12 protein-coding genes and 1 tRNA gene are annotated in these 12,854 nt (G+C 70.9%); 3 read left to right on the forward strand and 10 right to left on the reverse strand.

Annotation, left to right across the window (positions count from 1 at the left end):
- Positions 1-10 precede the first annotated feature (10 nt).
- The 5 genes from AUV07_RS05935 to AUV07_RS05955 are packed head-to-tail and all read right to left on the reverse strand — an operon-like array spanning position 11 to position 4,625.
- Complete coding sequence (locus AUV07_RS05935) at positions 11-994, reverse strand: helix-turn-helix transcriptional regulator (protein WP_062634585.1); 984 nt, start codon at positions 992-994, stop codon at positions 11-13.
- Positions 991-1,983 carry a helix-turn-helix transcriptional regulator gene (locus AUV07_RS05940; protein ID WP_025103436.1) on the reverse strand — a complete coding sequence of 331 codons (993 nt, stop codon included), beginning with the start codon at positions 1,981-1,983 and terminating at the stop codon, positions 991-993. The genes AUV07_RS05935 and AUV07_RS05940 overlap by 4 nt, the downstream gene beginning before the upstream one ends.
- Complete coding sequence (locus AUV07_RS05945; RefSeq protein ID WP_062634587.1) at positions 1,983-2,915, reverse strand: hypothetical protein; 933 nt, start codon at positions 2,913-2,915, stop codon at positions 1,983-1,985. Before AUV07_RS05945 ends, AUV07_RS05940 begins: the two co-directional genes overlap by 1 nt.
- A 10-nt stretch (positions 2,916-2,925) precedes the next feature.
- Positions 2,926-3,945 carry a tRNA (adenine-N1)-methyltransferase gene (locus AUV07_RS05950; RefSeq protein WP_062634589.1) on the reverse strand — a complete coding sequence of 340 codons (1,020 nt, stop codon included), beginning with the start codon at positions 3,943-3,945 and terminating at the stop codon, positions 2,926-2,928.
- Complete coding sequence (locus AUV07_RS05955; protein WP_025103433.1) at positions 3,942-4,625, reverse strand: HAD family hydrolase; 684 nt, start codon at positions 4,623-4,625, stop codon at positions 3,942-3,944. Before AUV07_RS05955 ends, AUV07_RS05950 begins: the two co-directional genes overlap by 4 nt.
- Positions 4,626-4,712: 87 nt before the next feature.
- Here AUV07_RS05955 and AUV07_RS05960 point away from each other — a divergent pair, with 87 nt between their 5' ends.
- Positions 4,713-5,561: a PAC2 family protein gene (locus tag AUV07_RS05960; RefSeq protein ID WP_062634591.1), complete on the forward strand. Its 849-nt coding sequence runs from the start codon at positions 4,713-4,715 to the stop codon at positions 5,559-5,561.
- A gap of 12 nt (positions 5,562-5,573) precedes the next feature.
- Here AUV07_RS05960 and AUV07_RS05965 read toward each other — a convergent pair whose 3' ends face one another.
- Positions 5,574-6,404: an undecaprenyl-diphosphate phosphatase gene (locus AUV07_RS05965; protein WP_062634593.1), complete on the reverse strand. Its 831-nt coding sequence runs from the start codon at positions 6,402-6,404 to the stop codon at positions 5,574-5,576.
- Between the two features lie 47 nt (positions 6,405-6,451).
- On the reverse strand, positions 6,452-7,747 hold the full coding sequence (locus AUV07_RS05970; RefSeq protein ID WP_062634595.1) for a M20/M25/M40 family metallo-hydrolase: 1,296 nt from the start codon (positions 7,745-7,747) through the stop codon (positions 6,452-6,454).
- A gap of 113 nt (positions 7,748-7,860) precedes the next feature.
- Between AUV07_RS05970 and AUV07_RS05975 the strand changes: the two genes are divergently transcribed.
- Positions 7,861-7,943 (forward strand) — tRNA-Leu (locus AUV07_RS05975).
- Positions 7,944-8,045: 102 nt separating this feature from the next.
- On the opposite strand, the gene AUV07_RS05980 is transcribed toward AUV07_RS05975, so the two are convergent.
- A complete protein-coding gene (locus AUV07_RS05980) occupies positions 8,046-9,143 on the reverse strand; it encodes a VIT1/CCC1 transporter family protein (protein ID WP_062634597.1) in 1,098 nt (365 codons plus the stop codon).
- A gap of 130 nt (positions 9,144-9,273) precedes the next feature.
- On the reverse strand, positions 9,274-11,016 hold the full coding sequence (locus AUV07_RS05985; protein WP_062634599.1) for a DEAD/DEAH box helicase: 1,743 nt from the start codon (positions 11,014-11,016) through the stop codon (positions 9,274-9,276).
- A gap of 146 nt (positions 11,017-11,162) precedes the next feature.
- Between AUV07_RS05985 and AUV07_RS05990 the strand changes: the two genes are divergently transcribed.
- A complete protein-coding gene (locus AUV07_RS05990) occupies positions 11,163-11,990 on the forward strand; it encodes an SGNH/GDSL hydrolase family protein (RefSeq protein ID WP_025103427.1) in 828 nt (275 codons plus the stop codon).
- Positions 11,991-11,999: 9 nt separating this feature from the next.
- On the opposite strand, the gene AUV07_RS05995 is transcribed toward AUV07_RS05990, so the two are convergent.
- Positions 12,000-12,806 carry a TrmH family RNA methyltransferase gene (locus AUV07_RS05995; RefSeq protein WP_062634600.1) on the reverse strand — a complete coding sequence of 269 codons (807 nt, stop codon included), beginning with the start codon at positions 12,804-12,806 and terminating at the stop codon, positions 12,000-12,002.
- Positions 12,807-12,854: the final 48 nt, after the last annotated feature.

Consider the following 12,854-nt stretch of genomic DNA (forward strand, 5'->3'; position numbering starts at 1 on the left):
AGTCTACAGATCAAACCTCGGCATCAGGCCGGTGGTAGAGCGCGAGTCCGGCGGCAGCCCATTCCCGGGTGGCGGTCCGCGCGATCCCCGGATCCGTGACCTCCATCGCACCGCCGAAACGGGCCGCGAGCCGTTTGATGCCGCGGGGGTCCGCGAGGTGGAGCTGCGTCGTCACCATCCCGTCGCCGGCACGGAGCGTCTCCGTGGGCACGAAACCGCTGAGCAGCGGAGCGAGGCGCTCCGGGACGCGGACGGTGATCTCGCGCTCCTCCTCCAGCCCGGCGAACGCCTCCGGCACCCGGTCGCCGCCGTGCGTGCTGGGGATGTCGGTCAGGATCGGCGCGCTGACGCGATCGAGGTGGAACGTGCGCATCGCCTCGCGCATATGGCACCAGCCCTGCAGGTACCACTGTCCGTTCGTGATGAGGATCTGCACGGGGTCCACGGTGCGCGTGGTGGGCTCGGCGTCGGGAGCCTGGTACGTGAACGACACGGCCACCCCGTTCTGCAGGCCGCGGGCAACGACCTCGCGCACCTCGTCCACTGCGGTCGGGGCGACGACGACGTCGGCCGGCGCATCGGCGGCACCGCGGGAAAGCTTCGAGATGAGGCCGGCGACGAGGCCGGAGTCGGATACGGCGGGGACGGCGGCGACCATCTGCAGACCGGCGAGCAGGGCTGCCGCCTCTCGTGCGGTGAAGCGCGGCACGCGGCGGAGGGCCACGTCGTTCGTGATCTCGATGACGTCCTCGAGGTCGAGGAGATCCCAGTTGATGTCGAACATCTCCTGCGGCTGCTGCCAGTAGCCCGCCTCGCCCGGCAGGCCGATGACCGTCAGCTTCTCGACCATGGCCCGCATCTCCCGCGGGGTCACACCGAACTCCTCGGCGGCCTCGGCGAGCGAGACCTGTCCGTGCTCGAGCAGGTACGGGACGAGCGTCAGGTAGAGACGCACGCGCTCCGCGGCGAGGAGAGGCTTGGGAGCCGCGCTCATGCGGACACCTCCGCATCGGTGTGGGCTTCGACCACCGCGCGCAGGCGGCCGATCACGGCATCGCGGAGTCGTGCGGGCTCGACGACGCGGACCTCGGGACCGTAGGACGCGAGCTCGTCCGCGAAGATGTGCAGGTCGACGAAGGGGACGTGGATACCCTGCGCCGCGGGCGTCGCCCGCCGCCCGAGCCGCAGCGCGGCCTCCGTGCCGGGCGTCACCTCCAGGAGTGCCGAGTTCTCCGCGGCGACGCGCTCCAGACCTCGCAGAGCCCGCTCCCCCGCCCCTTCGCGCAACGCGGGGTCGAAGGTACTCGTGCTGACGACGACGTCGCCGACGATGCGGCTCAACAGGAACGTCCGGTCCTCGTCGATGTCGACGTCGACGCCGTACACGTGCCAGCGCGCTTCATAGTCCACGAGGGCGAGGGGCCGGATCCGACGCCGTCGAGGAGCGTCCTCGCCCGGCTTCACGTAGTCGAAGGACACCACCCTGCTGCGTTCGATCGCGTCCTGCAGCGGGGCGAACGCGGGGTCGCGCGCGGTGATCCGCGGCGCGAAGCCGATGATCGGCTCGTCGCCGTCGATGCCGAGGGCGCGGATCTTGCGGACACCGGACTGTGCGTCTCCCGAGACCGACTCCGCACTCCAGACGCTGCCCGCGAGGCGGAGCACGGCCAACTCGGCAGGCGAGAACTCGATGTCCCCTGGCAGATCGTACTCCGCCTGCGGAATGCGATACCGCGCCTCACGGAGATCGTTCGGGTCCGCCGCGTCGCCGATGGTCTCGATGGGGACACCGAGCGAGCGGAGCTCGTCCTTGTCCCGTTCGAACATCTTCTCGAGCGCATCCGACCGCGTCCCCGCGTCGGCGCGCTGGCGGTAGCCGGAGACGTTGTCGAGGATCTGCTGCTTGGTGAGCCCGATCTCCGTGGCCATCAGCGCCACGACGAGATTCGTCAGGCGCTCTTCGGCAGGGATCCGGGCGGCCATCAGGGTGCGGCGACCGGGGACACGCCGAGGATATCGACCACGACGGCCATGGCCGGGGAGCTCTCGGTCTTGGGGAGCACGACGAGGACCTGCGAGCCGACCGGCTTCCCGACCAGCGCATCCGCGACCGGCGCGGCGATCTGTCGGATGCCGTCGGTGGCGGACTGGCCCCAGGTGCTCTGCACGACGGTCTTGTCGTCCCAGTTCACCGCCGTGAAGTGCACGAGCGGCGTCTGCTCCTCGGTCAGCTCCTCGCCGTCGCCGCGGATGAGTGTCTGGACGACCTGCTCGTCCGGGGCGGCGCTGTCGGGGATGATGATGCCGGGAGTGCCGTCGTCGGCGCGCACGACGGTCGGCATGCCCTGCGCGTCGTTGAACTGCAGCGTGCCCTCGGCCTTCGGGAGGAACGCGTCGACGACGTCGATGACGAACACCGCGATGTCGTCCTGGCCCATGCCGAAGCCGCCGAGGTTCGCCTCCCCGAAGTCCTCCGGGGTCAGACCCGCCACGATGCGGCTGCCGCCGGTCGCGCACTCCAGGACATCGGCGAGTCCGGGAGACTGCGCGGCCCAGGACCCGATGGTCGAGGCGCGCGTGGTGTCCTCGTCGTACGTGGTCGCGAAAATCTGCTTGCCGGTCGCCCCGTCGTAGATGGAGATCTGGGCCACGAGCGGCTGAGCGTCGTCGACGAGTGCACGGCCGTCTCCCGTGACGACGTCTGCATAGGACGTCTCCGTGAGGCGCACGGGCGCGAAGATCTTGACGTCCGGCTCGGAGCCGACCTCACCGGAGACCGTGACGGCGCTGTCGATGCCGTTGGCGTGTCCGCCGCGATCGCACGAGGCGTCGGCGGACGAAGAGGTCACGCTGCACCCCGTCAGAGCGAGGGCGGCGAGGCTGAGGGAGGCCAGAACGGCGGACGTTTTACGCACGCGCTCCAGTCTATTCCGTCGTGTGCTCGGATTCGCGCGATGCCGCCGCCAGCCGCGCGCCCTCGGCCGCCTTCCCGGCCTCTCGCGCGCGCTTGCGGAGGTTCTTGTCCGTGATCTCCCGATCGCCCACCGCGCCCGGCGTCCACAGTTCGACGTCCTCGTCGCTGTAGCTGCTCTTCGAGGCCCGGCGCTTCACAGACGGGGCCACGGCGCCCGGGGCGAGCCGGCGAGCCGTGAGCAGGAACCCGGTGTGCGCGACCATGCGGTGATCCGGCCGGACAGCCAGCCCCTCCACGTGCCACCCGCGGACCATGGTCTCCGACGCCTCGGGGTCGGTGAAGAGCCCGGTGCCGCGGATGAACTCGGCGACGCGGGAGAGCTGCGTGGCGGTGGCGATGTAGCAGAGCACGACACCGCCGGGGGTCAGCGCCTCCGCGACCGCCTCGATGCACTCCCAGGGCGCGAGCATGTCGAGCACCACCCGGTCGACGGTGCCGGGCTCGACCTCCGCGGGCAGCGCGGCGACGAGGTCTCCGACGACGACGCGCCAGGAGTCGGGGCGCTCCCCGAAGAAGGTCTCCACATTGGCCTGCGCGACCTCGGCGAAGTCCTCGCGGCGCTCGAAGGAGAGCAGGCGCCCCGTGGAGCCCACGGCCCGGAGGAGCGAGAGCGACAGGGCGCCGGACCCGACTCCGGCCTCGACGACGGTGGCGCCCGGGAAGATGTCGGCCTGCATGACGATCTGCGCCGCGTCCTTCGGGTAGACGATCGCGGCACCGCGGGGCATCGACATCGCGAAGTCCCGCAGCAGCGGCCGCAGCGCCAGGTACTCGTGCCCGGAGCTGTTCGCCACGACCGAGCCATCGGGGAGCCCGATGAGGTCGCGGTGCCGGAGGACCCCGTGGTGCGTGTGCAGCTCGCCGTCTTCGCGGAGCGTCACGGTGTGCAGGCGACCCTTCGGGCCGGTGAGCTGTACGCGGTCGCCCTCCCGAAAGGGGCCGCTGGGGCGCGGGGCGGACGTGGTCGTCATCGGGTGGCCTCCGTGATCGCGGCGCGGGAGCCGAAGAGCTCCACGAGGTCGGCGGCACCGCGGCCGTCGAGGGTCGGCCACAGCTCGTGGGCGCCGAGGCCGTCGAGCGGGACGATGTGGGGCACGCCGAGCGTCAGAGCGCCGGAGGCGAGGCCCGCGCGGAGACCGGTCGGGGAATCCTCGATGACCACGACCTCGGCGATGTCGACGTCGAGGAGCGCGGCGGCCTGCAGGTACGGCTCCGGGTGCGGCTTGGGGTTGTCGACGTCATCTCCGGCGACGACGATGTCGAAGGCCTCGAACTCGATCAGCCCGACCACGTCGAGAGCCATCCGGCGCAGCGACATCGTCACCAGTCCGGTCGGGATACCGGCGGCGCGGAGATCGCGGAGAAGCTCCTGAGCGCCCGGCCGGAAGGGCACACCCTGGGCCCGCAGCGACTCCTGCACGGCCGTCGTGAGGTGGGAGACGATGGCCTCCGGAGCCATGTCGACCCCCGCGCCCTGGAGGATGATCGCGCTGTCGATGAGGCCGCTGCCCACGAGCTGCAGGGCGTCCTCATGGGACCACGTACCCCCGAACGACTCCACCAGTGCGGTCTCGGCCGCCATCCAGTACGGCTCGGTGTCGACGAGTGTTCCATCCATGTCCCAGAGGACCGCGCGGGGCTTGTTGCTCACTGAACCCATGCTAGCCGGGCCCGCCCACATCCCCTCGACGCGGGCTAGCCTGGGGGGACGGAGCCACGACCTCGAAGGGAGCACGGCATGGACGTTCTCGGTTCGCGCATCATCATCGCCGCCTTCGACGGCTGGAACGACGCCGGTGAGGCCGCGACCGGAGCCGTCGGCGCGCTGCAGGCGGCGGGCGGCTACGACCTCGTGCACTCGGTCGACCCGGAACTCTACTTCGACTACCAGTACACGCGACCCGCCACCCGGCTCGACGCCGAGGGCCGCCGTCAGATGACGTGGCCGGAGGCGGGGCTGTGGCGTCCGCGCGAGCCAGGAGCCGGTCCGGAGTTCTGGCTCCTCACCGGTGCCGAGCCGGCGCGCACCTGGCAGGCGTTCGCGTCCGAGTTCATCGACGTCGCCCTGCGCGACGACATCACCGGCTTCGTGACCCTCGGCGCCATGCTCTCCGACGTGCCGCACACCCGCCCGATCTCGATCTTCGCGTCGAGCCAGAACGAGCAGGTCCGGGAGGCGCATGCGCTGGAGCGGTCGGTGTACGAGGGCCCGGTCGGCATCCTCACCGTGCTCGAGCACTTCGCCGAGAACGCGGGCATCCCCTCCGTGAGCCTCTGGGCGAGCGTCCCGCACTACGTCGCCTCTGCCGCCCCCTCGCCGAAGGTCACCCTGGCCCTCCTCGACCGTCTCGAGGAGCTGACCGGGGTGGATGTGGACCGCCGGCACCTCCGCACGGAAGCCGCGGCCTGGGAGGCGTCGATCGATGCCGCCGCATCCGAGGACGAGGACATGGCGGAGTACATCCGGCAGCTGGAGCGCACGCGGGACACGTGGGACTCCCCCGATGCGTCGGGGGACGCGATCGCCCAGGCCTTCGAGCGCTACCTGCGGCGCCGTGACGACGGCCGCGGCGACCGCAAGCGCTGAACGGCGTCGGGCTCAGGCCGAGGCCGGGATCACGCCCATCGCGAGCAGCACGAGCAGCACGCCGCCGAGCAGGATCCGGTAGATCACGAACGGCAGGAAGCTGCGCTTCGAGATCCAGTTCATGAAGAACGCGATCACGCCGAGCGCGACGACGAAGGCGATCCCGGTCGCGGCCATCGTGTCGCCGAGCGAGAAGAAGGACGGCTCGCCCCAGCTCTTGAACAGCTGGTAGAAGCCGCTGCCGAACACGGCCGGGATGGCCAGCAGGAAGGCGTAGCGGGCGGCGGCGGCGCGCTCATAGCCGAGGAACAGCCCCATGGTGATCGTGCCGCCGGACCGCGAGACGCCGGGGATGAGGGCGAGTGCCTGGGCGAATCCGAAGGCGATGCCGTGCGGGTAGGTCAGATCGTCCAACTTCCGGCGCTTGGCTCCGACGTGATCCGCGATGCCCAGGAGGATGCCGAACACGATGAGCATGATCGCCACGATCCAGAGCGAGCGGAAGACGGTCTCGATCTGGTCCTGGAACAGGAGTCCGAGCAGCACGATCGGGATGCTGCCGATGATGATGAGCCACCCCATGCGCGCGTCAGGGTCGTTCCGCGGCACCTTTCCGGCGAGGGACCGGAACCACTGGGAGATGATGCGGACGATGTCGCGCCAGAAGAACACGACGACGGCGGCCTCCGTGCCGATCTGCGTGATGGCGGTGAACGCCGCGCCCGGGTCCTCCCCGGAGGGCAGGAACGTCCCCACGACCCGCAGATGGGCGCTGGAGGAGATCGGCAGGAACTCGGTGAGACCCTGGACGATTCCCAGGATCAGTGCTTCGAGCAGGTGCATGGAGAGGCCTTCGTCTTTTGGGGCGGCACGGAGCGCGTGGACGCCGCTCAGTACGTGCGCAGCAGATCGGCCAGCACCCGCTGACCGAAGACAAGTGAGTCTACGGGCACCCGCTCGTCGACTCCGTGGAACATCCCGGTGAAGTCGAGATCGGCCGGCAGGCGCAGCGGGGCGAAGCCGTAGCCGGTGATGCCGAGCGTGGCCAGCGCCTTGTTGTCGGTTCCCGCGCCCAGGAGGTACGGGATGACAGGGACACCGGGGTCGTGCCGCCCCAGCGCCGCCACCATCGCCTCGACGAGCTCCCCTGTGAACGGCGTCTCCATGCCGATGTCACGGACCACGGTCTCGATCCGGATGTCGTCGCCCACGATGCGCCGGAGCTCCGCGAGCACGTCGTCCTCGGTCCCCGGGATCACGCGGACGTCGATCAGCGCCTCGGCGCGCTCCGGGATGACGTTGTGCTTGTAGCCGGCGGTGAGAGCCGTCGGGTTGGTCGTCGTGCGGAACGTGGACCGGAGGAAGGCCTCGGCCGGACCGGCCGCGGCGGCGAGGGCGTCGGGGTCGTCGGCGCTCCGACCGCTCAGCGCGCTCAGGCCCTGGAGCAGCGCCTCCGTCGTCGGCGTGAGCCGGACCGGCCACCGCGTCCGGCCGATGGCGGCGACGGCCTCCGCGAGCTTCGTGACGGCGTTGTCCTCGTGCAGGCGACTGCCGTGCCCCGCCCGGCCGGTGGCGACGAGGCGGATCCAGATCAGCGCCTTCTCCCCCACCTGCAGCAGGTACGCCCGACGGTCGTCCACCGAGATGGAGTAGCCGCCGACCTCGCTGATCGCGGCCGTCGCCCCGGCGAACCACTCCGGCCGGTCCTTCACGACGAGCGCGGAGCCCTCGACCCCGCCGTTCTCCTCATCGGCGAAAAACGCCAGGACGAGGTCGCGCTCCGGCTGCTCCCCCGCGCGCAGGATGTCGGCCACGGCGGTGAGGATCATCGCGTCCATGTTCTTCATGTCGACCGCGCCGCGACCCCAGAGCATGCCGTCCTGCACGGTTCCGGCGAACGGATCCACCGTCCAGTCGTCGGCGACCGCGGGCACGACGTCCAGGTGGCCGTGCACGACGAGAGCCGGCTTGGTGCGGTCGCGGCCCGGGACCCGCGCCATGACGTTCGTCCGCCGCGGGATGGGCTCGTAGTACTCGACCTCGAGTCCCAGCTCCTCCAGGTACGCCCCGACGTACTCGGCCGCCTCCCGCTCCCCTTTCGCGTTGCCGCCGCCGTAGTTGGAGGTGTCGATGCGGATGAGGTCGCTCGCGACGCGGGCGACCTCCGGCAGGGAGGAATCGGTCATGGACTCAGGCTATCGAAACCGCGTGCCACGCCCGGGCGTCACGCTCGGTTCGAGACGCCTCCGAGAACGTGCTAATCTCATTCTTCGGTCGGCAACGATCAAATCCAACACCTGCGCGGGTGGCGGAATGGTAGACGCGCTAGCTTGAGGTGCTAGTGCCCGATAGGGCGTGGGGGTTCAAGTCCCCCTCCGCGCACAGAGAGCGAAGACCCCGGATCCATGGATCCGGGGTCTTCGTCGTTTCCGGTGCGGTCATGGCGGTGCGCTGTGGTCCCGCGCGAGCGGGACCACAGGATCGTCACACCGCGCCGACGCCGAAGAGCAGACCCAGCGCGTAGGTCACCGCCGCCGCGCCGAAGCCGATGGCGAGCTGCCGCAGGGCCCGCCGGAGCGGCGGTCCTCCGGAGAGGACGCCGACCATCGCACCGGTGCTGAGCAGCGCGATGCCGACCAGCACGAGCGCGAGCACGATCGCCGCGGTGCCCTCCATGCCGAAGATCCAGGGCAGGACGGGCACGATCGCGCCGGAGGCGAAGAGGAGGAAGCTGGAGATGGCCGCCGTCCAGTCGTTGCCGACGACCTCGTGGGCGTCGCCGCCCTGGACGGCCACCGGCCCCGTGGCCGCACGCCGGACGCCTTCCTGGGCCGCCTGGACGATGCGACGGGCCCGGGCCAGCGACTCGCCCTGATCCATCCCGCGGGCGCGGTACACGAGCGCGAGCTCGTTCTCGTCGATGTCGAGGTCGGCCGCGGCCGCCGCGGCGTCCTCGTTCGCCTCGGTGGCCGTGAGGAGCTCCCGCTGCGACCGCACGGACACGAACTCCCCCGCGCCCATCGACAGTGCGCCCGCGAGGAGACCCGCGATGCCGCTGAACAGGACGAAACCCGAGCTCACGCCGGTGGCGCCGATACCGAGCACGAGGGCGAGGTTGCTGACGAGGCCGTCGTTCGCCCCGAAGACGGCCGCGCGGAAGGAGCCAGAGAGGCGCCGACGGCCCCGTGCGGCGAGACCGCGGACGACCTCGTGGTGGACCTTCTCGTCGGCGCGCATGGCCGGGGTGGCCCAGCGCTCGGCGTCGTACGGGGAGCGGGCCTCGGCGCTCTGGGCGAGGGCGAGGACGAAGATCGAGCCGAAACGGCCGGCCATCCACCCCAGGAGGCGGGAACAGACCCCGGCCCGCGGCAGGCGCGTCGGTTCGCCGCCCAGCAGGTCGAGCCAGTGCTTCTCGTGGCGGCGCTCGGCCTCGGCGAGCCCGAGCAGGATCGCCCGCTCCTCCCCCGACCGGCGGGCCGCGAGGCGCTGATAGACGGCGCCCTCCGCCCGTTCCTCGACGAGATAGCGAGCCCAGCGCCGTCGATCGGCGGCCGTGGAATCGGCTGCGGCAGGGGCTGTCATGGAACCTCCAGGTGTCACGGTGCCCGGCGTCCGGGCAACCGTTCCACGCTATCCGCGCGATGCCGCCCCGGCCGCGTCCTGGCACGGATTGCCAGCATTTCGGGGATCCGAAGCAGCGACCGGAAAGTGCTCAGGAGCGGACGCGCTTGCGCAGCACCTCGATGCGGGACTGCAGCTGCGTCACGGTCGCCTGCGCCACCGCCGGACCGCCGCAGATACGACGGAGCTCGGCATGCACGGCGCCGTGCGGCTGGCCCGACTGCCGGGCGTAGAGGCCCACCAGGCTGTTCAGCAACTGGCGCTGCTCGCGCAGGGTGCGATGCAGCGGCGCGGGCAGTGTCGTCGTCTGCGTCGGGTCGGCCTGGGCTTCCCGGACCTCGCGGTGCCGGGACTGGCGGGCCTGCCGCTGCATCAGGAGCTCGTGCACGTGCTCGGGCTCGAGCAGACCGGGGAAGCCGATGAACTCCTCCTCCTCGGGCGTGTTCGGCTCGGCGAGCTGGCCGAACTCCTTCCCGTCGAACACCATGCGGTCGAAGTGGGCGACGGAGGAGATCGCCTGGTAGGTGAACTCCTGGGTCAGCGCGTCGGAGGCCTCGTCCTCACGGTTCGCGCTCTCCAGCAGCGAGTCCTCGAGGCCGTCGTCGTCCTTGGACTGACGGTCGAGCGCGTGATCGCGCTGCTTCTCCATCTCGTTCGCGAGCTTCATCAGCACGGGGACGTGCGGGAGGAAGACGCTCGCCGCCTCTCCTCGACGACGCGCCCGCACGAAGCGGCCGATGGCCTGAGCGAAGAACAGCGGGGTGGACGACGACGTCGCGTACACGCCCACCGCGAGCCGCGGCACGTCGACGCCCTCCGAGACCATGCGCACCGCGACCATCCACCGGGCGGTGCCCTCCGAGAACTTCTCGATCCGCTCGGAGGCGGTGGCGTCGTCGGACAGCACGATCGTCGGCTGCTCGCGGGTGATGCTGTGCAGGATCTTGGCGTAGGCCCGCGCGACGGTCTGATCCGTCGCCAGCACGAGTCCGCCGGCATCCGGGATGTGGTGCCGGATCTCGGTCAGACGGCGATCCGCCGCGGAGAGCACAGCAGGCATCCAGTCGCCCTCGGGGTCGAGGGCCGTTCGCCAGGCCTGCGAGGTGACGTCCTTCGTGTTGTCCTGTCCCAGATGGGTCTCGAGCTCGTCGCCGGCACTCGTCCGCCACCGCATCTTCCCGGCATACATGTGGAAGAGCACGGGACGGACGACGCCGTCCGCGAGAGCGCGGCCGTACCCGTAGGCGTAGTCGGTGCTGGAGACCCGGGCTCCGGTCTCGTCCGGGAGGTACTCCACGAACGGGATCGGTGCGGTATCGCTCCGGAACGGGGTCCCCGAGAGCAGCAGGCGGCGCTTCGCCGGTCCGTAGGCATCGCGGATCGCGTCGCCCCAGCTCAGGGCGTCGCCGCCGTGGTGCACCTCGTCGAGGATGACCAGGGTCTTCGCGTCCTCCGTGAGGTGACGGTGCACCGACGACTTCGCAGCGACCTGCGCATACGTGACCACGACGCCGTGATAGTGCCGCGCCGGTGCCCAGTCGCTGTTGCGGAAGCGCGGGTCGAGCCGGATGTGGACGCGGGCGGCGGCGTCGGCCCACTGGGTCTTCAAGTGCTCCGTGGGTGCCACGACGATGACCCGGTTCACCTCGCCCATGCGCATCAGCTCGACCGCGAGGGTGAGCGCGAACGTGGTCTTGCCGGCGCCCGGTGTGGCGGCCACGAGGAAGTCGCGCTGGTCGGCCTGGAAGTACGCGTCCAGAGCCTCCTGCTGCCATGCCCGCAGCTTGTTCGCCGTTCCCCACGGGGCGCGCTGAGGGAAGGACGGAGAGAGCATCGACTCCACGATAATCGCTCCCACCGACACCGCGGCATCCGCGGGGGTGCCGCGCGCGTCCCCCCTCGAAGGCATCGGCACGGGTAGGCTCGGTCACTGCGCGGCGGTCACCATCGTGCGCGCACGCCTTCGCGAAGGAGAGCCGGATGAGCGATCAGGAATCGACCAGGACCCCGTACGTCGCGAACGAGACCCCGCACCCGTGGCGCCGATTCGTCGCGATCGGCGACTCGTTCACCGAGGGCATCGGCGACCCGGACCCGGCGGCCCCCGGGGGTCACCGCGGCTGGGCCGATCGCGTCGCCGAGGTGCTCGCCCAGCAGGTCGACGACTTCGCCTATGCCAACCTCGCCGTCCGAGGAAAGCTCATCGCGCAGATCGTCGCCGATCAGGTGGAGCCCGCCGTCGCGCTGCGCCCCGACCTCATCTCGATCTGCGCCGGCGGCAACGACGTCATCCGCCCCGGCACCGATCCGGATGCCATCGCCGCACAGCTGGAGGACGCGGTGGCGCGCCTGTCGTCCACCGGCGCGGCCGTGGTCGTCTTCACCGGCATCGACACGGGGTTCACGCCGGTGTTCCGTCCCTTCCGCGGCAAGGTCGCGATCTACAACGAGAACGTCCGCGCGATCGCCGAGCGCCACGACTGCATCGTCGCGGACCAGTGGGCACTGAAGGTCGTGCAGGATGCGCGATTCTTCGACGACGACCGCCTCCACTACAACGCGCTCGGCCACCACGAGGTCGCGCGGATGGTGCTCCGCGCCCTCAACGTTCCGAACGACCTCGAGGCCATGCAGCCCGAGCCGCTGCCGCTGCGGACCTGGCGTGCCGCCCGCAGCGAAGACCTCGGCTGGGCCCGGGAGCACCTCGTGCCCTGGGTGCTCCGCCGGCTGCGCCACCAGTCGTCCGGCGACCACATCGCTGCCAAGCGCCCCGAGCCCTCCCCGGTCATCCTCCCCGGCAAGGAGTGACGCGCACTCTCACTCCGCGGGAGCGAGTGCCCACAGCGCCACGGCGGCGGCCGAGGCGACGTTGAGCGAATCCACGCCGCCGGCCATCGGAATGGTGACCACGGTGTCCGCGCTGTCGAGCGCGGTCCGCGTGAGACCGTCGCCTTCGGCTCCGAAGAGCAGCGCCACCTTCTCGGGCCGCTGTGCCGCATACAGCCGGAGATCCACGGCTGTGTCGCTGAGCGCGAGGGCAGCGATGTCGAAGCCCTGCTCACGGAGATCCGAGACCGCCGACGACCACTCGTCGATCCGGGTCCAGGGCACCTGGAACACCGTGCCCATGCTCACCCGGACGCTGCGACGGTAAAGCGGGTCCGCACAGCGCGCCGACACGAGCACCGCATCCGCCCCCAGACCGGCGGCGGCGCGGAAGGCGGCGCCGACGTTGGTGTGATCGCCCAGGTTCTCCAGCACCAGCACCAGCCGTGCGTCGCGCACCACGTCGGCGACCGGCGCCAGAGCCGGACGGCGCATGGCGGCGAGGGCTCCGCGATGGACCTGATAGCCGGTGACCTGTTCCGCGACCTCGTCCGGGACCACGAGCACCGGAACGGCGCGCTCCCCCAGGATGCGCCGCACCTCGTCGACGCGCCGGGCCGAGACCAGCACCGATCGGGGTTTGTGCCCGGCCGCCAGCGCGCGCTCGATCACCTTGGCGGTCTCGGCGATGTAGAGTCCCTCCGCGGGCTCGCGGACGGCGCGGAGGGCGGTGTCGGTGAGGCCGCGGTAGTCGTCCAGCCGCGGGTCGTCGATGTCGGTCACATGCTGGAGGTCCACCGCTCCACTCTGCCATCCCGGTTCTCGTCCACCCCGCGCCCCGTAGAC

This window comes from Microbacterium sp. CH1 (assembly GCF_001595495.1).
GTDB lineage: Bacteria > Actinomycetota > Actinomycetes > Actinomycetales > Microbacteriaceae > Microbacterium.